Genomic DNA, 20,177 nt, shown 5'->3' with positions numbered 1-20,177 from the left:
CTGTGACAAGAAAGCGAACTACGCGGCCATGGGCGTGTAGTCCGTGGTGCGCTGCCGCGCCGGGCGGCCGATGCCCGCGGCGATCGCGGTCAGCTCCGCCACCGTCTTGGACGAGCCGTGTTCGGAACCGGCCATCCGCGAGATGGTCTCCTCCATCAACGTGCCGCCCAGGTCGTTGGCACCGCCGTTGAGCATCACCTGCGTGCGCTCGACGCCGAGCTTGACCCAGCTGGTCTGGATTTGAGAAATGCGGCCGTGCAACATGATTCGCGCCAGCGCATGCACCGCTCGGTTGTCACGATGGGTGGGCCCGGGGCGCGACGCGCCGGCCAGATACAGCGGTGAGCTCTGATGCACGAACGGCAGCGGTACGAACTCGGTGAAACCGCCGGTGCGGTCCTGGATGTCGCGCAACACGTTGAGGTGGCCCACCCAGTGCCGCGGGCTGTCGACGTGGCCGTACATCATGGTCGACGACGACCGCAGCCCGACTTCGTGTGCGGTGCTGACGATTTCGATCCACAGCGACGTCGGCAACTTGCCCTTGGTGAGCACCCAGCGCACTTCGTCGTCCAAGATCTCGGCGGCGGTGCCGGGGATGGTGTCCAAGCCGGCTTCGCGCAGGCTGATCAGCCACTCACGAATGCTCATCCCGCTCTTGGTGACACCGTTGGCGATCTCCATCGGGGAGAACGCGTGCACGTGCATCGAGGGAACCCGCGCTTTGACGGCGCGGACCAGGTCGGCGTAGCCCGTCACCGGGAGCTCGGGGTCGATGCCGCCCTGCATGCACACCTCGGTGGCGCCTTGGACGTGGGCCTCCCACGCGCGATCGGCGACCTCGTCGGTGGACAGCGAGTAGGCGTCGGCGTCGCCCTTGCGCTGGGCGAACGCGCAGAACCGGCACCCGGTGTAGCAGATGTTGGTGAAGTTGATGTTGCGGTTCACCACGAAGGTCACGTCATCGCCGACGGTCTCGCGGCGCAGCGTATCGGCAAGGGCGGCAACCGCTTCCAGGGCCGGACCGTCGGCGGTCGCCAGCGACAGGTATTCGGCGTCGGAGCAGCCGGCCGGGTCGCGCTCGGCCGAGCGCAGCGCCGCGAGCACGTCGGTGTCCAGGCGTTCGGGCGCTTTCGCGCCTTGGGCGGCCAGTTCGTGAACGTGGGCACGGATCGATTCCCAGTCGCCGAAGGCGCTGTCGATGTCGCTGCGGGTTTCGGTGTTGCGGCCCTCGCTGTCGATCGCCGCGTTGAGGTCGACCCGGCCCGAGGAGCCGACGTCGTCGGGCTCCTGCCAGGGCATGCCTACCGGGTTGACGTCGCGGGCCAGTCCGGTCACGGGATCGGCCAGCGCGCTCACGTGTCCCTGCACGCGCGGGTCGATCCAGGCCGAGCCGGCCTGAACATATCTGGGTTGCGCGGTCAGCCGCTGCACCAGCTCGTAGCCGGCCGCGGCGGTGACGGCGGCCAGGTCTTCCAGGGCCGGCCACGGCCGCTCGGGGTTGACGTGGTCGGGCGTCAACGGTGAAACCCCGCCCCAGTCATCGACTCCGGCACCGATCAGCGCCAGACACTCGTCGCGCGACACCAGGTTCGGCGGCGCCTGGATGCGCATTCCCGGCCCGAGCACCAACCGCGCGACCGCCACCGTCGCCAGGTAATCCTCGATGCCGGCATCGGGGACGGCGGCCATCGCGGTGTGTTCCTTGGCCCGGAAGTTCTGCACGATGACTTCCTGCACGTGGCCGAACTCCTTGTGCGACTTGCGGATCGCATGCAAGGTGTCGGCTCGCTCGGCGAGGGTCTCGCCGATGCCGACCAGCAGGCCGGTGGTGAACGGAATCGACAACCGACCCGCGTCGGTCAGCGCGCGCAGGCGCACGGCCGGGTCCTTGTCCGGGCTGCCGTAGTGCGCAAGACCTTTCGTCTCGAACAACCGCCGCGATGTCGTCTCGAGCATCATGCCCATCGACGGCGCCACCGGCTTGAGCCGCGCCATCTCCGACCAACTCATCACGCCTGGGTTCAGGTGCGGCAACAGCCCGGTCTCTTCGAGCACCCGGATCGCCATCGCCCGCACATAGGACAGCGTGGAGTCGTAGCCACGCTCCTCGAGCCACTCGCGCGCTTCCGGCCAGCGATCCTCGGGCCGATCGCCGAGGGTGAATAACGCTTCCTTGCAACCGAGTTCGGCACCGCGCTTGGCGATGTCGAGAATTTCGTCCGGCTCGAGATACATGCCGGCCCCCTGGGCGCGCAGCTTGCCCGGGACGGTGACGAAGGTGCAGTAATGACAACTGTCCCGGCACAGATGAGTGACGGGGATAAAAACCTTGCGCGAGTAGGTGATCGGCAGCCCGCCGCCCGGGCCGCGCCGGCCGGCCGACTCTAGGCCCGCGTCGCGCACCCGCGCCGCGCTGGCACACAGATCCGCAAGGTCCGCCCCGCGCGCGGTCATCGCGACCGCCGCCTCATCGATGTTCAGCGCAACGCCATCCCGAGCCCGTCGCAGTACCCGTCGCAGCGCCGAAGCGCTGACCTCAGCGGAGGCCTTACCCGGGACCACCGGGTTGGGCAGAGCGGTAGGCTCGTCGCCCGGAGTCAACAGCACCTTCGTGTAACTTCCCCACGATCGAATTTCATCCGTGCGTCCCAACATAAATCGTGGCACCCGCTGGCGGGTCCCGTCTGGGCAACAGTCAACAGTAGCGGCACGCCCGCGTGGGCACGCGGGCGACATCCCGGCCGAACGTCAGGCGCCCTGGCCGCGCCGCCATAGCACCCATACGGGTGGTACGACGCCCAAGACCAGCAGCAATAAGGCCCCGTACGCCATCAAGCCGCGACCGCCCAGGATGACGTCATCGGCCGGGCCGCCCATGCTGATCACCGCCACCGTCAGGAGCCACGTCCACAACGGCAGGGCCGCCGCGCGGGGTGAGCCGGTCCAGCGACCGGCGGCCCACACCAGCGCCGCGTTGACCAGTCCGGAGACCAGTCCGCTGACGGGGAAGGGAACCGTACCGAGGTAGAGCGGCAGCAGCAGAGCTCCGGCGAGTGCGGAGAGCACCCCGTCGACCGCCAAGAGGGCCAACACGACGAAACGGATCGCGGGGTCGGTGGCACCGCTGTCGTCGACGGACGCGACGCGTGGCTTGGTTTCGGTCAGGTCGGGACGCTGTCGATGTTGGACAAGATGGAGCCGATAACCCACTGAAAGTTGTCCAGCCGGTCCTGCCAGTGCTGCTGGTTAGGGTCCAGGTCGGGGTCCATGCGAATTCCTTCCGTGGCTGCCTGTTTGGCAGCTTACCGCGTCGAGGCAGCCGGGAGACCAAGCCCCGCGAGCAGGTCCGTTTCCCAACCGCGCTCGTCGCGCTCTCCCGCGGCACCGGCGGCGAGCACGTAATGCTCGTCCCCCGATATCGGTATCGCCACGTTGTTCGATAGCGCGCAGGCCCGACCGGTCGGCCCGACCACCACCTGGGTGGCGTGCGCGGCCAGCGCCGCCCGCTTGGCCGCCAGCGCCTCCGGTCCGGTCTCGATGACGGCGTCGATGTCGTCGTCGGCGTAGCCGAAGGTGAACTCCTCTTTGGGCGGGATCGACCACTCCGGCCGCAGATCCGCGGGCGTCAGCGCCGAGATGGCCGCCTCGAATGCGCGGCTCGCGAAGACCGACCAGTACAACTTCGGTGCGGCCCAGGCCTCGCCGGGGAAGTCGGCGGCGCCGGGTCCCGGGCCGGCCGCCGCCACGGCGGCCACCGTGATCCGGTGCGCGTGCACGTGATCGGGATGGCCGTAGCCGCCGCCACGGTCGTACGTCACGACGACGTGCGGGCGCTGCTCGCGAATGACGGCCACCAGCGCGCCGACGGCCTCGCGCTCGTCGGCATCGATGAATCGTTGCCGGTGCCGCGCCGGCGTGCCCCGCATGCCCGAATCGCGCCATCGGCCGGCGCCGCCGAGATAGCGGGGTTCGTCGATGCCCAGCGCCCGCAGCGCGGCGGTCAATTCGCCGATCCGGTAGCCGCCGAGCTGGTCCGCGCGATCGACGGCGAGTCCGGCCCAACGATCGCCGATCACCTCGCCCTCCTCGCCCAGCGTGCAGGTGACGACGCGGACGTCGGCCCCGCGGGCGGCGTAGTGGGCGATGGTGGCGCCGGTGCCGAGGCTTTCGTCGTCGGGATGCGCGTGGACGAACAGCAGCCGCGGCGTCTCAGGCATGGACGGCACCCTACCGTCAGCGGCCACGATCGCGGCGGCCCGGCGGCTACCCGTCGGTAAGCGGCGGATAGGAACGCGCACGGCTACTATCAAGGCGTGCCCCAGCTCACGGACGAAGACCAGACCACCAACCGAAGCCGCCGGCGAGGTGAGGTCCTGGAACGCGCCCTGTACGAGGCCACCCTCGCCGAGCTGACCGAAGTCGGTTACGGGGGCCTGACCATGGAGGGAATCGCGGCGCGCGCCCACACCGGCAAGGCCGCGCTCTACCGGCGCTGGGACACCAAATGCGAGCTGGTGCATGCCGCTTTGGTTTTCGCGCTGCCGCCGCTGCCCGAACTGCGTTCCGGCCGGTCGGCCAGGGAGAACCTGCTGGCGATGTTTTCCGCCCAGCGTGACCTGCTGGCCGGGAAGACCGGCTTCCCGGGGCTGGACGTCATCCATCAGCTGTTGCATGAACCCGAGATGCGGGCCATCTTCGCCGATGCGGTGGTGCGGCCGCGGATGAAAATCGTGGAATCGATCCTGCAGGCCGCCATCGAAGACGGCGACCTCGATCCGAAGGTCGTCACTCCACTCACCGCACGCATCGGGTCGGCCCTGATCAACCAGCACTTCCTGCTGAACGGAGCACCACCGAACCGGCGTGAGCTGGCGCTGATCGTCGACACCGTGATCCCGCCGCGGGCCGCGGGCCCCGCAGGCTGACCCGCGAGTTACGGCCCGGTCTTGACCCATTGGCCGGCATCGCCGACGATGCCGACCGGAACCGCACCGGACAAGCTGACGTTCTGCACGCTGGGACCGGCCCCGACGATCGTGGTGTCCTGCAGGATCGGCAGCACGGTCGACATGTTCCACAAGCGCGGCTCGACCGCGGTGATCACGTCGTTGATGTTCTTGGTGCCGTTGAGGGCGGCGTCGATGTTGGACTGGATGCTGCGATCGCAGATCCCGGTCAGGTTCGACGGCGCCTGCACCAGGGCGCCGGGATCGGCCGGACGGCTGGGGGGCGGCGTCGTCGTCGGCGTGGTCGACGTGGCGGTCGGCCCGGTGGATGGCGTGGGACCGGCGGTGGGCGACGGCGAGGGCGCCGGCCCGTTGGAAACGGGCACCTGGGTCGATTCCAGTGCGCGACAGCCGTACCGGGACGCGAGCCGGGTCGCCAGGTTTCCGCCGGCCTGATGCCAGCCGACGATCGCGTCCACGCGGTTGTCGTTCAGCGCGTCGTGATACAGGGTGACCGGGTCCAGGGCCAGCACGGTCGCGGCGATGCCGACGTTGCGCAACCGGTCGGCGGCGGTGTTGGCCACCGCGACCGAGGTCGGGTCATTCGCCGCGACCCCGATGACCAGTGAGAGCTCTTGGCCGTCCTTGCTGATCCGGCCGCGGATGACCTCGGGCGGCCCGGTGTTGGGCGGGGCGGGCGCGGGTGACGCCGAGGAGTTGGGTTCCACCTTGTAGCCGGCCCCCTCGAGCAGCGCCAACGCAGCAGGCGTCGACATCGCCGGTGGGGCGGTGGGCTCGTATCCCGGGTCGCTCGGCGCACGGATCTGGGCCTGGTCCAGGGTGACGGTGTTGTCGCTGCCCGCGCCGACCGCGGCGAGCAGGTCCACGTCCAGCAGCCCCAAGATCGCCTTACGGACTTGCGTGTCAGCCAATTTGGGCTCGTTGGCCCGCAGCGTGAGCTGCATGACGCGCGGCGTCACGATGCGGGCGGTCCGGACATCGGGAATGGCGGACAGCTGCGCGAAGGCCGCCGACCCGCCGTGCACCTGCGCCACCTGGGTGTCGCCGTTGCGCACGGAATCGGCCAGCGCGGCCGGCGCTCCGGCGCGCCGGAACAGGATGAGCGCGGGTTTGGCCGGTGGCCCCCAGTAGCGGTCGTTGCGCGCCACCAGGATCTCGTCGCGCTGCGGGTCGATGCTCTCCACGCGGAACTGCCCGCCGGTGACCGGAAGCGCCCGGGCCAGCCCGGCCGCGAAACCCCCGGGCACGTCCTTGACGATGTGCGCCGGAAGGATGTTGCTGAACAACTCCTTCCACGCCGGATATGGTTCGGCGAAGGTGACCACCGCCTGCTTGCCGCCCTCGAGGGACTGCACGCCGGTGATGAGGTCATAGCCGGCCGGGTCGACCACGCCCGGCTGGCTGACCATCTGGTGCCACAGGTACCAGAAGTCGTCGGCCGCGATCGGCGCGTTGTCCGTCCACTGCGCCTCGGGCCGGATCTTGTAGGTGACCGTGAACGGGTTCTGACTGGTCACCTCGGCGGACACCAATAGGGTCGGGTCCATCTCCCAGCGCGAGCCGGTCGGCATGTTGGTGTCGGGGACCGGCCGAAACGCGCTCGGCAGCACCAGAGCGCTGATCGCCGCGTTCACCGGGGACAGGTCGGACAGCAGATGCGGATTGAAGCCCGCCCCGATCGAGTCGATGCCCATGATGATCTCGCTGACCCGGGGCGGCGGCGGCACCGAGTTGTGCGGCGTATCGGTGCTCTGCGGCGCCGGCGGCGGGTTGACGGTGCAGGCCGAGAGGACGAGTCCGACCAGCAAGATCAGGCCGGCGAGCACCATCAACCAACGGCGGACTCGTCTCGGCACGCTGCTCAGGGTATCGAGCAGCCGCGCAGCGGGCCGTCCGGCCACGCGGTGTTAACCCCGTGCCTTGGCGCGCGATCGGGTGCGAGCCCGCGCCGTGGCGTCCAGCTCGACCTTGCGCACCCGCACGATCTCCGGGGTCACCTCGACGCATTCGTCTTGCGCGCAGAACTCCATGGCCTGCTCGAGATCGAGCTCGAGCGGCCTGGCCAACGTTTCGATGACATCGGCGGTCGACGACCGCATGTTCGTCAGCTTCTTCTCGCGGGTGACGTTGATGTCGAGATCCTCTGCGCGCGGGTTGATCCCGACGACCATCCCCTCGTAGGTGTCCTGGCCGGGTTCGACGAAGAACTGGCCGCGGTCGGCGAGCTGGATCATGGCGAACGGTGTGATGGTGCCCGCGCGGTCGGACACCAGCGACCCGGTGTGGCGGGCCCGGATCTCCCCCGCCCACGGCCGGTAGCCGTCGAACACGGCGTTGGCGATGCCGGTGCCGCGGGTCAGGGTGAGGAAGTCGGTGCGGAAACCGATCAGGCCGCGGCTGGGCACGACGAAGTCCATCCGGACCCAGCCCGCCGCGTGGTTGGTCATCTCTTCCATGCGGCCCTTGCGGGCGGCCATCAGCTGGGTGATGGCGCCGACGAACTCCTCGGGGCAGTCGATGGTCATCGCCTCGAAGGGCTCGTGCAGCTTGCCGTCGATCGTCTGGGTGACGACCTGCGGCTTGCCGACCGTGAGCTCGAAACCCTCGCGGCGCATCTGCTCGACGAGCACCGCCAGCGCGAGCTCGCCGCGGCCCTGTACCTCCCAGGCGTCGGGCCGGTCGATATCGACGACCTTGATGGAGACATTGCCGACGAGTTCGGCGTCGAGCCGCGACTTCACCATGCGAGCGGTCAACTTGTGCCCCTTCACCTTGCCCGCCAGCGGCGAGGTGTTGGTGCCGATGGTCACGGAGATGGCGGGCTCGTCGACGGTGATGCGCGGCAGCGCGTGCGCGTGGTCCGGGTCGGCCAGCGTGTCGCCGATCATGATCTCCGGAATGCCCGCGACCGCGACGATGTCGCCGGCGATCGCCTCGTCGGTGGGGGTACGTTCCACGCCCTCGGTCACCAGCAGTTCGGTGATCTTCGCGTTCGTGATGACGGGATGCCCGTCCACCTCGCGCATCCAGGCCACCTGCTGGCCCTTGCGGATCCGGCCCTTGTAGATGCGGATCAGCGCGAGCCGGCCGAGGAAGGCCGAGGCGTCGAGGTTGGTGACCAGCGCCTGCAACGGCGCCTCGGGATCGCCCTGCGGCGGCGGGATGTGCTCGAGCAGCACGTCGAACAGCGGATCGAGGTTGTCGCCCTCGGGGTTCTCACCGTTGGCCGGTTCCGTCGTGCTGGCGATGCCCGCCCGTCCCGACGCGTACAGCGTCGGCAGGTCGAGGGCGGCCTCGGCGGCCTTCTGGGCGTCCTCGTCGAGGTCCGATGCGACGTCGAGCAGCAGGTCGTGGCTCTCCGAGACGACCTCGGAAATCCGGGCGTCCGGCCGGTCCGTCTTGTTGACCACCAGGATCACCGGGAGGTGGGCGGACAGGGCCTTGCGCAGCACGAAACGGGTCTGCGGCAGCGGGCCCTCGGAGGCGTCGACCAGCAGCAGCACCCCGTCGACCATGGAGAGTCCGCGCTCCACCTCGCCGCCGAAGTCGGCGTGGCCCGGGGTGTCGATGACGTTGATGACGGTCGTCGTTCCGTCCGCGTGCTTGCGATGCACGGCCGTGTTCTTGGCCAGGATCGTGATGCCCTTTTCTTTCTCCAGATCCCCGGAGTCCATGAGGCGTTCGACAGCGTCGTCGCCGCGGTGGTGCAGCGCGCCCGACTGCCGCAGCATCGCGTCAACCAGGGTGGTCTTTCCGTGGTCGACGTGGGCGACGATGGCGACGTTGCGAAATAGCACGTCGGTGATTGTGGCAGCGGGCGCCCGGGATAGCGAACCGGCTGGTGGCCGGGCGCCCTTAGCGGGCGGCTACGGCGTTTGGTGTGCGGTGGCGGCGGGCCGGGTCGGCGTGTCGTCGCCCTGGCCGCACAACCAAAGCGCAGGCCGAACGCTTACCAGCCCCGCCGGCGCGGTGCGGTACCGACGAGTTCGCCCTTGGCCGCGGCCTCGCGGCTGCGATAGACGATGTAGGGCCGGAACAGGTAGACGACCGGGGCGCTGAAGACGTGCACCAGCCGGGTGAACGGCCACAGCGTGAACAGCACCATGCCGATCAGAGCGTGCAGCTGGTAGTCCAGCGGCGCGTTGATCATCACCTCACCGTGCGGCTGGAATATCCAGATCCGGCGGAACCACATACCGACGGTGTAGCGGTAGTGGAATTCGCCGCCGTGCGGGCCGGTGCCGATCAGGTCGCAGTACAAGCCCACCACGATGGCCAGCAGCAGCACCACGTACATCACCTTGTCGCTGCGGCTGGTCGCCATGGTGACCGCCGGGCGGGTGAACCTGCGGTAGATCAGCAACCCGATGCCGATCAGCGTCGCGATGCCGGCGATCGACCCGGCGATGACCGCCTGCAGGTGGTAGAAGTGGTCGCTCATCTTCATCATCTGGGTGACCTTCGGCGGGACGAAGAGCCCCATCACGTGTCCGGCGAACACCGCCAGGATGCCGAAATGGAAGATGGGGCTGGCGATGCTCAGCAGTCGCGACTCATAGATCTGGGAGGACCGCGACGTCCAGCCGAACTTGTCATAGCGGTAGCGCCACCAGGTGCCCACGATCAGCACCGACAGCGTGACGTAGGGCGCGATGTCCCAGAACAGGACGTTGCTAAACACTCGGCGTTCCTTTCCGGGGTGGCACGGTCAGGGTAAACGGTTGCAGCCCAACGGCTTCCGCCGGAGGTCCGGCTTTCGCCAGCCGATCGGCGCGACGCGCTTCCTGATCTGTTGCGGCGGGCAGGGTCTCGCAGACCGCCGCCACGGTCGGCTCGTAGACCGACTTGGCGTCGGCCAGCGCGCCGCGCAGCACTTCGATGGGCACCCGGTGCTGGTTCAGCAGTCGCCGACCGGCCTCGGGATCCACGGTGGCGGCGAATTCGAGCACCACGGTCAGATGATCGGGCGCCTCGCCGCCCGGCGGCGCCACACCGGCCTCGCGGTAGGCAGTGGCGAACGCCAGCATCTCCCGTCCCCGGTTGCGGGTGTCCCCCGCGGTCCAGTAGGTCAGGTACATCGTGGCGCGCCGGCGCATGTCGAAGGTGGCGACGTAGTCCATCGCGGCGGCCATCGGCTCGCGGGTCCGCAGCGACGCCACCGTCTGCCCGAGCAGCGACGCGGAACCCCCGATATGGCTGAGCAACTCGTCGACGACGTCCAGTCGCTCGCTCAATCCGTCGTCCGGGTAGGCCAGCAGCAGCGACGCCGCCTGCCACACCAGACGATCCTGTATCGCCCGGCTGCTGGAGCGCTCACGGAGCGCCGAAAGCAATTTCATCGGTGCTGCTCTTCGGGAAACATTCCGGCCGGCACCTGGCCGCCGTCCCAGTTGAGCAGGTTCACCCGCGTCGATCGCCGGCTGTTGGCCGGATCGTCGCCGCGCTGCTTGAGGGTGTGGAAGGTCTCCACCGACACCACCGGATCCGACTCGTACATGCCGGGGCCACCCTCACCCGTCAACGAGCAGCCCATCTCCTCGAGGTCGCGCGCCTGCGGCGCAAACGCGGTCGGAATGACGTAGCGCTCTTCGTATTTCGCGATGGCGAGCAGCCGGTACATTTCGTAGATCTCCTCTTCGGTCAGCCCGACCGAATGGGGGATGTGCGGCTGGGTCTCGCGGCCGAGGTTGATGTCACGCATGTAGGAACGCATCGCCGCCAGCCGCCGCAGCACGCCCTCGACCACAGCGGTATCGCCGGCGGTGAACAGTTCGGCCAGGTACTGCATCGGGATGCGCAGCGCGTCCAGCGCGCCGAACAGGTTGCCGATATCTTCCCCGTCGTGCCCGTCGCGGCTGACCGCGTCGACCACCGGCGAGAGCGGCGGGATGTACCAAACCATCGGCATGGTGCGGTATTCCGGGTGCAGCGGCAGCGCCACCTGGTAGGTGTGGATCAGCGCGTACACCGGCGAACGCTGCGCGGCCTCGATCCACTCGTCCGGAATGCCCTCCGCCCGCGCGCCGGCGATGACCTCCGGATCGTTTGGGTCCAGCAGGATTTCGCACTGCGCCGGGTAGAGATCGGTCTCCTTTTCCACCGAGGCGGCTTGCAGCACCTTGTCGACGTCGTAGAGCACCACGCCCAGGTAGCGCAGCCGGCCCACACACGTCTCCGAGCAGATGGTCGGCAAGCCGACCTCCATGCGGGGATAGCACAGCGTGCACTTTTCGGCCTTGCCCGTCTTGTGGTTGAAATAGACCTTCTTGTAAGGACATCCGGATACACACATCCGCCAGCCGCGGCAGCGGTCCTGGTCGACCAGGACGATGCCGTCCTCGCTGCGCTTGTACATCGCACCCGACGGGCAAGACGCCACGCAGGATGGGTTGAGGCAGTGCTCGCAGATGCGGGGCAGGTAGAACATGAAGGTTTCTTCGAGCGAGAGCTTGACCTCTTCACTGACCTTCTTCAGGATCGGGTCTTCGGCCAGGATCTCCGGCGACCCGGCCAGGTTGTCGTCCCAGTTCGGTCCCCACGAAATCTTCGTCGGCTCACCGGTTATCAGACTCTTGGGTGCGGCGGTGGGAAAGGTGTCGCCCGCGGGCGCCGTGGTCAGGTTCTCGTAGTCGTAGGTCCAGGGCTCGTAGTAGTCGCCGATCAGGGGCAACTTCGGATTGGCGAAGATCCGCAGCAGCTTGTGCAGGCGGCCACCGTCGCGCAGCCGCAGCCGGCCCTTCTTGTCGCGGATCCAGCCGCCGCCCCATCGCTCCTGGTCCTCGTAGGTGCGCGGATACCCTTGTCCGGGGCGGGTTTCGACGTTGTTGAACCAGACGTATTCGGTGCCGGGCCGGTTGGTCCACGCCTGCTTGCAGGTCACCGAACAGGTGTGACAACCGATGCACTTGTCGAGGTTCATCACCATCGCCAACTGCGCCATGACCTTCATCGCGCTCCCCCCTGCCGCGTCGCGTCGGTGCGCATCAGTACCGCACCTCCTGGCTGCGACGGCGCACGACGGTAACCTCGTCGCGCTGGTTACCGGTCGGCCCCAGGTAGTTGAACGCGAACGCGTGCTGGCCGTAGCCACCGGCCAAGTGGCTGGGCTTGATCCGCACCCGCGTCAGCGCGTTGTGGTTACCGCCGCGCTTGTTGTTGGTTTCGGAGCGCGGCGTGTCCACGGTGCGCTCCTGGACGTGGTAGACGAAGACCACGCCGTCGGGCATCCGGTGCGAGACGATCGCCCGGCACACATAGATGCCGTTCACATTCACCGCCTCGACCCAATCATTGTCGCGCACTTGAATTTTGGCGGCGTCGCCTGGGCTCATCCACATCGTCGGGCCACCTCGCGACAACGAGAGCATGTACAGGTTGTCCTGGTAGGTGGAGTGGAACGACCACTTCGAGTGCGGGGTCAGATAACGCACGGTGAGCCCGATGCCGTCCTCGCATGGGCCGAGCGTGGGCTGGCCGAACAGGCGCGCCATGTCCAGCGGCGGCCGGAACACGGGCAGGTGCTCGCCGAGCTCTTCGACCCAGTCGTGCGCGAGATAGAAATGCATCCGTCCGGTGAGGGTGTGGAACGGCTTGAGGTTCTCGATGTTGATGGTGAACGGCGCGTAGCGACGGCCGCCCGTCTCGCTGCCCGACCATTCCGGGCTGGTGACCACCGGAACCGGCCGCGCCTGCGTATCGGCGTAGCTGATGCGCTTGTCTTCGCTGCCCTCGGCCAGATGCACCAGCCGTTGACCGGTGCGCTTCTCCAGTTCGTGGAAACCCTCGACCGCCAGCCTGCCGTTGGTCGTTCCGGACAGCAACAGCAGCACGTCGGCCATCCGCGAGGCGCTGGTGATGGCCGGACGTCCCGCGGCCACACCCGATTTCAGCACCCCGAACTTGGCGGCGAGCTCCTCGACCTCCCGGAAGGGGTGCACAGTGACGCCCTTGGTGGTCAAGCCGAATTTGTCGACGAGCGGGCCCAGGGTCCGCCACTTGTCGTAGACGGCGGTGTAGTCGCGTTCCACCACGGTGAGCTTGCCCATGGTGCGGCCGGGCACCGGCGTCGCGCCGGAGTGCAGCCAATCCTGTTCGGTGCCATCGGGATAGGCCATCGCATCCGGGGTGTCGTGCTGCAGCGCGCTGAGCACCACATCGGTGCGGGTGCCCAGGTGATCCTTGGCCATGGCGCTGAAGGCGCGGGCGATCGCACCGAAAGCATCGAAGTCCGAACGGGTTTCCCACGGCGGATCGGTAGCGGCGCTGAAGGCGTGCACATAGGGGTGCATGTCGGTGCTGGAAATGTCGGCCTTCTCGTACCAGGTCGCCGCCGGCAGCACGATGTCGGACACCAGCGTTGTCGAGGTCATCCGGAAGTCGATCGACATCATCAAGTCGAGCTTGCCCTCGGGGATGTCGCCCTCACACGTCACACCGGTGGGCCGCACGCCGTCCTCCGGCGGCAGCGCCGAAGCGTTGGAATCGGTGCCTAACAGGTGGCGCAGGAAGTATTCGCCGCCTTTGCCCGACGAGCCGATCAGGTTGGCGCGCCAAACGGTAAGCACCCGTGGCCAATTCACCGGGTTGTCGGGGTCCGTCACGGCAAGCTTCAGCTTGCGCTGGCCCAGTTGTTCGGCGACGTAGTCGGTGACGTCGCGATCGGCGGCGCGCGCCTCGTCGGCGACGTCCAGGCTGGACCGGTCGAACTGGGGGTAATACGGGCTCCATCCCATGGCCACCGCGGACGCCAGCAGGTCCATGGTGTGCTTGCCCGCGAACCTACCTCGCCCCACCGGGCTGGCCAGCTTGTCCGCCCCGTATCCGTCGTAGCGCCATTGGTCGGTGTGTGCGTACCAATACGAGGCGCCGGGCACCTGTCGCGGCGGGCGCACCCAGTCGGTGGCCATTGCCATCGTCTGGAAGCCGGTGAGCGGCCGGACCTTTTCCTGGCCTACGTAATGCGCCCAGCCGCCGCCGTTGCGGCCCATCGATCCGGTCAGCATCAGCAGCGCCAGCACCGCACGGTAGATCGCGTCGCTGTGGAACCAGTGGCAGATGCCGCCGCCCATGATGATCATCGAGCGGCCGCCGGATTCCTCGGCGCTGTGCGCGAATTCCCTTGCCACGCGGATGGCCTGGGCGGCCGACACGCCGGTGATCGCTTCCTGCCACGCCGGCGTGTTCTGCTGGGTGGCGTCGTCGTAGCCGGTGGGCCATTCGCCGGGCAGCCCGGGCCGCGCGACACCGTATTGGGCGAGCATCAGGTCGAAGACGGTGCACACCAGGTGTTTACCGATACGGCGTACCGGGACACCGCGCGCCACGGTTGTGCCCTCGCCGTCGACGGTGTCGAAGCTGGGCAGGTGCACCAGCGCGGTGCTGAGGTCCCCGTTGGCGCCGTGTGCGTCTCGCACACTGAGCGTCGGTACCAGGTCGCCGAGATCCAGGTTCCACTTCCCGACCCCGGATTCGCCGTACCGGAAACCCAGCGAACCGTGCGGCACCACAACCGAATCGGTCGTTTCGTCCAGCACCGCGGGTTTGAGCGCCGCGTTCTCCGAGCTCTTGAAGGCCTCGCCCAAATCCGCTGCCGTCAGGTTCTTCCCCGGCACCAGCATGTCGCCGCGTTCTTCCAACTTGATCAAAAACGGTAGGTCGGTGTAGCGGCGGGAGTAGTCGATGAAGAACGGAACCTGCTTGCGCACATAGCATTCCGAGAGAATGACGTGGCCCATCGCCATGGCCAGCGCCCCGTCGGTCCCGGCTGCACAGGGCATCCACTCATCGGCGAACTTGGTGTTGTCGGCGTAGTCCGGGCTGACGGTCACCACCTTGGTGCCGCGGTAGCGCGCCTCAGCCATCCAGTGCGCGTCGGGCGTGCGGGTGATCGGGACGTTGGAGCCCCACATCATCAAATACGCCGCGTCCCACCAATCCCCGGATTCGGGCACATCGGTCTGGTCGCCGAACACCTGCGGCGAGGCCACCGGGAGGTCGGCATACCAGTCATAGAACGACGTCATGGGGGCGCCGATCAGCTCGAAGAACCGCGAACCGGCGGTGTAGGACACCATCGACATCGCCGGGATCGGCGAGAATCCGGCGACGCGATCCGGTCCGTACGTCTTGATCGTGTGCACGTGGGCGGCGGCGATCAGTTCGGTGGCCTCGGCCCAGGTGACCCGAACCAGCCCGCCCTTCCCACGCGCCTGCTGATAGCGGCGACGACGTTCCGGATCGGCCTGGATGTCGGCCCATGCCAGCACCGGGTCGCCCAGCCGCGCCTTGGCCTCCCGATACATTTCGACCAGCACGCCCCGGGCGTACGGGTAGCGCACGCGGGTCGGCGAGTAGCTGTACCACGAAAACGACGCACCTCGCGGACAGCCGCGGGGCTCGTACTCCGGCCGGTCCGGACCCACCGACGGGTAGTCGGTCTGCTGGGTCTCCCAGGTGATGATCCCGTCTTTGACGTAGATCTTCCACGAGCACGACCCGGTGCAGTTCACCCCGTGCGTCGAGCGCACCACCTTGTCATGGCTCCACCGATCGCGGTAGAACACGTCGGCTTCGCGGCCGCCCTCGCGCGTGACCGTGCGCAGGTCGGCCGAGATCTCGCCCGGCGTGAAAAAGCGCCCACTGCGCTCCAAGAGCTCCTCGAGCGCTCCGCCGATGTGAGGTGTGACAGTCAAGAAGTACTCCTCCTAGTCGGTGTCGCGCCTCGCCGCCAGGCCGTTTGTTCGGCTCCGTACGCGTTGTGCTCGGCAACCGGCCTTGTGAACCACGCGCCCGCACCAGCCCGGATCGCCTCAACGCGGCTTCGCAGGCCCGCGGGCTGGAGGGCAATACAGCACCAGCATAGGTCTGGATCGGGGGCGAGATCAGGTCCGCCGCGCGACGAAAAAGGCATCGTGAGCATCGGTTTTTGCGCACCGGCGAGCGAACCGGCCCGGCCCGGTGGCCGCGTCGGCATGGTCTTAACCAGCATTCGGCTCGCTATCGGCACGCACATTCAGGGCAGCTTCGTGTGGCGTCGTTATTACAAGTCATATTGTTCTATTCAGTTCACCGCGAGGACCTGCAACGCGGCTGTACATAAGCTGCCGGAAGTCTGTGGACTTGTTATGAGGTAGCCGTCAAAGGGCCCGGGCCAGGTCTGCCAACCAGCGGCGATCGGCCGGCACCCAGTCGAGATCGTGCAGCTCAGCCGCCGTGATCCAGCGCAACGCCCGGTGGTCGCGGGCGTCGGGTTCGCCCCGGATCAGGCGCACGCGGTAGGCCCGCAGCGTGAACCGGCCGTCCACCGCGATGTCGTCGCCCAGCCTGTCGCCCACGGCGACGTCGACGGCCGCCAGGCCCAGCTCTTCGGCCAGCTCGCGGGCCAGCGCGTCGCGCTCCGTTTCCCCCGGCGCCACCTTGCCTCCGGGCAGTTCCCAGCGACCGGCCAGCTCCGGCGGTCGGTCGCGTTGTGCCACCAAGACCTTGGCGTCGCAGATCAGGGCGGCGGCGACGACGATCTGGGTCGGCATGGCCAGTGACGGTATACCGTCGGGGCCCTCAGCCGGGCACGACGCCCGTGCCTCGCGACGGCCGACATCAGCCTCAATGCCATCAAACCGGCGTGATGTGGATCGAAATCCCTTGCAGCACAGTGGCTCTCTTACAGTTTGAGGGCGACCGTGGGATACTCGGTCCCAGTCGTTCACCATCTCTAATGGGCACTTCCCGGAATGGGGGTTGGCAATGAGCACCGAATCCGCAACGACGTTCCGCCGCACCTTCAGGGGCTATGACCCGGCCGCGGTCGATGCCTACATCCAAGTGTTGCTCGCCAAGCAGAAGTTCCTCGTCGACGAACTTCAGAACTGCCGGGCCCAGCGGAACGAATCCAGCGATGAAGCGGCCGCGCTGCGGATTGAAGTCGCCTGCCTCACGGATGAGGTCGCCCTGCTCTCGGACACCTCGCCGTCGCCCTACGCGATGCAACATCGGATGGCGAAGTTGCTGCGGCGTGCGCTCGATGAGATCTCCCAGATGCAGAGCGAGTCGCGCGCCGAGGTAGACGCGCTGATCGCCCAGGCGGAGGCCGAGACCGAGGCCGCCCAGCGAGAGCACCGGGAGTTGCTGGCGGACATCGCCGCGCAGCGAAAGGCGGTCGAGACGGAGTGCGCGGCAACCAGGAGAGAGTTCGACGCCGAACTCGCCCGGATGCGGGCTGACGCCCAAACGGCCATCGATGAGGCTTGGCAGCAAGCCCAGCACGAGCGCGAACAACTCCTCGCCGAGGCAAAACAGCGGGCTCGTCATTCCGATGAGCAGGCCAGGGCGGCGCTGGCGGAGTCGAATCAGCAACGGATCATGATCCTGGAAGAGCTGATGGGCGTCGCCCGCGACCTTCAGCGGGTTCCGGACATCCTCGAGTCGGCGTACCAGGAACGAAACAACCCGCCGGAGGAAAGCGTCGTGGTGCAGCTGGACCAGAAAAATCAGACGCCGGGTCCCGCTGTCGCCTCGTAGCCGACCACTCGGCTGGCGACGTCGCAATCCGGGGGTCTGTGCCTAACCCTTGATCGGCAGCGAAATCGTCTCCCCGGCATGGCCGGTTGACGGTATACCGTCGAGGCATGGCTGTGTTAACGGATGAGCAAGTCGACGCCGCACTGCCGGATCTCACCGGATGGGAGCGCGCCGACGGCGCCCTGCGCCGCTCGATCAAATTTCCGAGTTTTCTCGCCGGCATCGACGCCGTGCGCCGGGTGGGCGAGCACGCGGAGAGCAAGGACCATCACCCCGACATCGATATTCGTTGGCGGACAGTGACTTTCGTTCTCGTCACGCACTCCGAGGGCGGCATCACCGAAAACGACATCGACATGGCCCGCGACATCAACGGCATCGTCGACGACTAGCGCGTCGAACCCTGACGCTCGGCGCCGGTGGTCACGCTGGCGTGACGCTCGGCGCGCTCCCGGGCCCTCGGCTGCCGGTTGCCGCGATCCAGATCAACGTCGCCACCGCCGCCACGATGTACACCAGCCCGGCCCAGGCCAGATACCACGGCCGGCTTATCTGCCAGATGGTCGGCTGGGCGAAGCTCAGCAGCCACGGCACACCGATCAGGGTGAGCGCCAGCCAGCCCCAGCCGACGATGCGCGCTCCCCTTCGCTCGCGCGCCGGGCCGTGGATCGCCCAGATCATCAGCGGTACCAGCCACACCCAGTGATGGGTCCAGGAGATCGGTGAGAGCAGCAACCCGAACAACTCCACGACAAGCAGCCTGCCCAACCGGTCCGAGGGGTCCAGGGCGCGCCAGGCCAGCACGGCCAGCACGGCTGTGACGGCGACGGCGACCAGCAGCGGTGGACCGAATCCGACGTCGTGGCCCAGGATTCGCGAGATTCCGCCGCGCCAGGACTGATTGAACGAGGTGGCGATGGGTCCCACCCGGTGGGCATCGCCCAGCAGCTCGGTGAAGTAGTACCGGGCCTGGTCGCCGACGACCAAAGCCGAGATCCCAATCGTGGCAACGAAAACGACCGCGGAAAACACCGCGGCGGCCCACCGTCGCGCGCCGACCAGATAGACGCCGGTGATCGCGGGGGTCAACTTGATTCCCGCCGCCACACCGACCAGCAGCCCCGACAGCCACCATCGCGGGGTGCACACGGCCCACAGCACCGCGGCCATCAGCAACACGTTCACCTGGCCGTAATCGAATGTGCTGCGCAGCGGCTCGATCCAGATGGCGACCGCCGTCCACACCATCGCGACGCGCCGGCCGGCGGCGCCGGCCGCGGCGCCCATCAACCGCTGACTGAGCCGGATCGCCCCGTACAGCGCGGCCATGGTCGCGACCTGCCACAGGAAGGCAACGAGGCCGAACGGCAGCAGGTGCAGTGGGTAGAACACGACCGCCGCGAACGGCGGGTAGGTGAACGGCAGCGGGAAGTCCGGCGTCTGGTCGGCGTAGACGTAGCTGTACAAGGTGCCCGGGTGGTCGATCGCGGCGGATCCGCCGAGGTACACGTGCAGGTCGACGAAGTTCGCGCCGTTGGGAGCCAGATACGTCCAGGCCAACCGCGCGGCGATGCTCGCGATGAGCAGCATCGGCGCGGCCACCTGAAGGGCGCCCGTCAACCGCTGGGGCTTGCATGCCGCCGGAGCGGCCGAGGTGGTGTCTATCCGCCCGACTTTAGCGAGCGGGCAACGCGTCGCAGCGCCATCGGGTCGCACGCGCACCGATAAAGGGCCGTTGGCCGCTTATTCGACGCGTTCGGTCACCGATCTCACTCGTATCCGTAACGAGTCTATAAATGCCACACGTGTCACTTGAGTCCCATCTGCATCAAAGTAGCTTCAGCGACGGGACCTGTAATCGATCAATCAGGGAGAGTCATGCCAACCATCTGGACTTACATGCGTGCAGCCGCCGTCGTGGTCGGCTCGTCCGCAGCGCTATTGACGGGCGGTATCGCCCACGCCGACCCCGTGCCCGCCCCGGCCGTGCCGAACATTCCGCAGCAGCTGATCAGTTCGGCGGCCAATGCACCGCAAATCCTGCAGAACCTCGCGACCGCACTCGGCGCCACGCCGCCGGCGGCTCCGGCCACCCCGGGCATCAGCTTCCCGGGTGTTCCGGCAGCCACCTCGCCGGCAACCGCGGCGGCTCCGGCGGCGGGTCTTCCGTCGATTCCCGGACTGACCGCGCCGGCGAGCCCCACCACCCCGGCGTCGTCACCGGCGGCCAGCCCCCTCGTTCCGGGACTGGCGCAGTCGGCGGCCCCCGCCGCGCCATCGACGGCGACCGGCGGCATTCCGGGGATGCTCCAGGGCCTCACGGGTGCGCAGCCCGCGGCTGCGGGCCCCGCCGCCCCGGCCGCTCCGTCGATCCCGGGCCTGCCCGCGATCCCGGGGCTGTCGTCACCGGCGGCACCGGCCACTCCGCCCGCCCCGCAACTACCGCAGGCGCAGGTCAACATGCCGGCGATGCCGGCCGGCCTGCCGGTCAGTGTGCCTCCGAAAGTGACGCTCCCGCAGGACCTGCCGGCGCTCGCTTCGGGTCAGGCTCCTGCCGCGCCCGGGGCACCCGCGCCGGCGCCCAGCCCGGCAGGACCGGCAGCGCCGCTGCTTGCCGCCCTGCCCTGATCAGTTCGTAAACGGCTAAACCACTACTGAGAACCGAGGACACCGTGGCAACCACTTGGAATC

General features: G+C 68.0%; 15 protein-coding genes. 4 read left to right on the top strand and 11 right to left on the bottom strand.

The features are described 5' to 3' along the window. Positions 1-18: 18 nt before the first annotated feature. The 3 genes from AC5Y4T_RS16085 to mshB form a co-directional block, all read right to left on the bottom strand. The gene (locus AC5Y4T_RS16085; protein ID WP_499954291.1) at positions 19-2,658 is read right to left on the bottom strand and encodes a bifunctional FO biosynthesis protein CofGH; all 2,640 of its coding nucleotides are present in this window, start codon (positions 2,656-2,658) and stop codon (positions 19-21) included. A 93-nt stretch (positions 2,659-2,751) separates the two neighbouring features. Continuing rightward, on the bottom strand, positions 2,752-3,213 hold the full coding sequence (locus AC5Y4T_RS16080; RefSeq protein WP_499921570.1) for a hypothetical protein: 462 nt from the start codon (positions 3,211-3,213) through the stop codon (positions 2,752-2,754). Between the two features lie 92 nt (positions 3,214-3,305). Then, positions 3,306-4,220 carry an N-acetyl-1-D-myo-inositol-2-amino-2-deoxy-alpha-D-glucopyranoside deacetylase gene (gene mshB / locus AC5Y4T_RS16075; protein ID WP_499954289.1) on the bottom strand — a complete coding sequence of 305 codons (915 nt, stop codon included), beginning with the start codon at positions 4,218-4,220 and terminating at the stop codon, positions 3,306-3,308. Between the two features lie 96 nt (positions 4,221-4,316). Here mshB and AC5Y4T_RS16070 point away from each other — a divergent pair, with 96 nt between their 5' ends. Next, positions 4,317-4,928: a TetR/AcrR family transcriptional regulator gene (locus AC5Y4T_RS16070; RefSeq protein WP_499921572.1), complete on the top strand. Its 612-nt coding sequence runs from the start codon at positions 4,317-4,319 to the stop codon at positions 4,926-4,928. Positions 4,929-4,936: 8 nt separating this feature from the next. On the opposite strand, the gene AC5Y4T_RS16065 is transcribed toward AC5Y4T_RS16070, so the two are convergent. The 7 genes from AC5Y4T_RS16065 to AC5Y4T_RS16035 form a co-directional block, all read right to left on the bottom strand. Next, entirely contained in the window at positions 4,937-6,799 is a 1,863-nt protein-coding gene (locus AC5Y4T_RS16065; RefSeq protein WP_499954335.1) for an ABC transporter family substrate-binding protein, read from the bottom strand. Positions 6,800-6,877: 78 nt separating this feature from the next. Next, positions 6,878-8,767, bottom strand: coding sequence for a translational GTPase TypA (gene typA / locus AC5Y4T_RS16060; RefSeq protein WP_499954287.1), 1,890 nt, complete (start codon positions 8,765-8,767; stop codon positions 6,878-6,880). A gap of 152 nt (positions 8,768-8,919) precedes the next feature. Next, complete coding sequence (gene narI / locus AC5Y4T_RS16055; RefSeq protein WP_499921575.1) at positions 8,920-9,651, bottom strand: respiratory nitrate reductase subunit gamma; 732 nt, start codon at positions 9,649-9,651, stop codon at positions 8,920-8,922. Next, positions 9,644-10,309: a nitrate reductase molybdenum cofactor assembly chaperone gene (narJ, locus tag AC5Y4T_RS16050; RefSeq protein ID WP_499954285.1), complete on the bottom strand. Its 666-nt coding sequence runs from the start codon at positions 10,307-10,309 to the stop codon at positions 9,644-9,646. The genes narI and narJ overlap by 8 nt, the downstream gene beginning before the upstream one ends. Further along, complete coding sequence (gene narH / locus AC5Y4T_RS16045) at positions 10,306-11,919, bottom strand: nitrate reductase subunit beta (RefSeq protein WP_499954283.1); 1,614 nt, start codon at positions 11,917-11,919, stop codon at positions 10,306-10,308. The genes narJ and narH overlap by 4 nt, the downstream gene beginning before the upstream one ends. A gap of 34 nt (positions 11,920-11,953) precedes the next feature. Further along, a complete protein-coding gene (locus AC5Y4T_RS16040; protein ID WP_499954281.1) occupies positions 11,954-15,661 on the bottom strand; it encodes a nitrate reductase subunit alpha in 3,708 nt (1,235 codons plus the stop codon). 444 nt (positions 15,662-16,105) lie between these two features. Next, on the bottom strand, positions 16,106-16,498 hold the full coding sequence (locus AC5Y4T_RS16035) for a (deoxy)nucleoside triphosphate pyrophosphohydrolase (protein ID WP_499921580.1): 393 nt from the start codon (positions 16,496-16,498) through the stop codon (positions 16,106-16,108). 214 nt (positions 16,499-16,712) lie between these two features. Here AC5Y4T_RS16035 and AC5Y4T_RS16030 point away from each other — a divergent pair, with 214 nt between their 5' ends. Both AC5Y4T_RS16030 and AC5Y4T_RS16025 read left to right on the top strand, forming a co-directional pair. Then, entirely contained in the window at positions 16,713-17,486 is a 774-nt protein-coding gene (locus AC5Y4T_RS16030; RefSeq protein ID WP_499954279.1) for a DivIVA domain-containing protein, read from the top strand. Positions 17,487-17,593: 107 nt separating this feature from the next. Further along, the gene (locus AC5Y4T_RS16025; protein WP_499954277.1) at positions 17,594-17,878 is read left to right on the top strand and encodes a 4a-hydroxytetrahydrobiopterin dehydratase; all 285 of its coding nucleotides are present in this window, start codon (positions 17,594-17,596) and stop codon (positions 17,876-17,878) included. Positions 17,879-17,909: 31 nt separating this feature from the next. Here AC5Y4T_RS16025 and AC5Y4T_RS16020 read toward each other — a convergent pair whose 3' ends face one another. Continuing rightward, on the bottom strand, positions 17,910-19,208 hold the full coding sequence (locus tag AC5Y4T_RS16020) for a mannosyltransferase (protein ID WP_499954275.1): 1,299 nt from the start codon (positions 19,206-19,208) through the stop codon (positions 17,910-17,912). A 156-nt stretch (positions 19,209-19,364) separates the two neighbouring features. On the opposite strand from AC5Y4T_RS16020, the gene AC5Y4T_RS16015 reads away from it, so the two are divergent. Continuing rightward, positions 19,365-20,114, top strand: coding sequence for a hypothetical protein (locus AC5Y4T_RS16015; RefSeq protein ID WP_499954273.1), 750 nt, complete (start codon positions 19,365-19,367; stop codon positions 20,112-20,114). Positions 20,115-20,177: the final 63 nt, after the last annotated feature.

This window comes from Mycobacterium sp. NGS11, from assembly GCF_059813315.1.
The sequence above is the reverse complement of the archived record's forward strand: the minus strand, read 5'-3'. Positions and strand labels throughout refer to the sequence as shown.

Bases quoted from the DNA above. Each gene is read 5' to 3' on its own strand.
- narJ (WP_499954285.1), bottom strand. From the start codon at position 10,309: ATGAAATTGCTTTCGGCGCTCCGTGAGCGCTCCAGCAGCCGGGCGATA.
- AC5Y4T_RS16025 (WP_499954277.1), top strand. From the start codon at position 17,594: ATGGCTGTGTTAACGGATGAGCAAGTCGACGCCGCACTGCCGGATCTC.
- AC5Y4T_RS16035 (WP_499921580.1), bottom strand. From the start codon at position 16,498: ATGCCGACCCAGATCGTCGTCGCCGCCGCCCTGATCTGCGACGCCAAG.
- AC5Y4T_RS16015 (WP_499954273.1), top strand. From the start codon at position 19,365: ATGCCAACCATCTGGACTTACATGCGTGCAGCCGCCGTCGTGGTCGGC.
- AC5Y4T_RS16085 (WP_499954291.1), bottom strand. From the start codon at position 2,658: ATGTTGGGACGCACGGATGAAATTCGATCGTGGGGAAGTTACACGAAG.
- AC5Y4T_RS16030 (WP_499954279.1), top strand. From the start codon at position 16,713: ATGAGCACCGAATCCGCAACGACGTTCCGCCGCACCTTCAGGGGCTAT.
- narH (WP_499954283.1), bottom strand. From the start codon at position 11,919: ATGAAGGTCATGGCGCAGTTGGCGATGGTGATGAACCTCGACAAGTGC.
- mshB (WP_499954289.1), bottom strand. From the start codon at position 4,220: ATGCCTGAGACGCCGCGGCTGCTGTTCGTCCACGCGCATCCCGACGAC.
- AC5Y4T_RS16065 (WP_499954335.1), bottom strand. From the start codon at position 6,799: ATGGTGCTCGCCGGCCTGATCTTGCTGGTCGGACTCGTCCTCTCGGCC.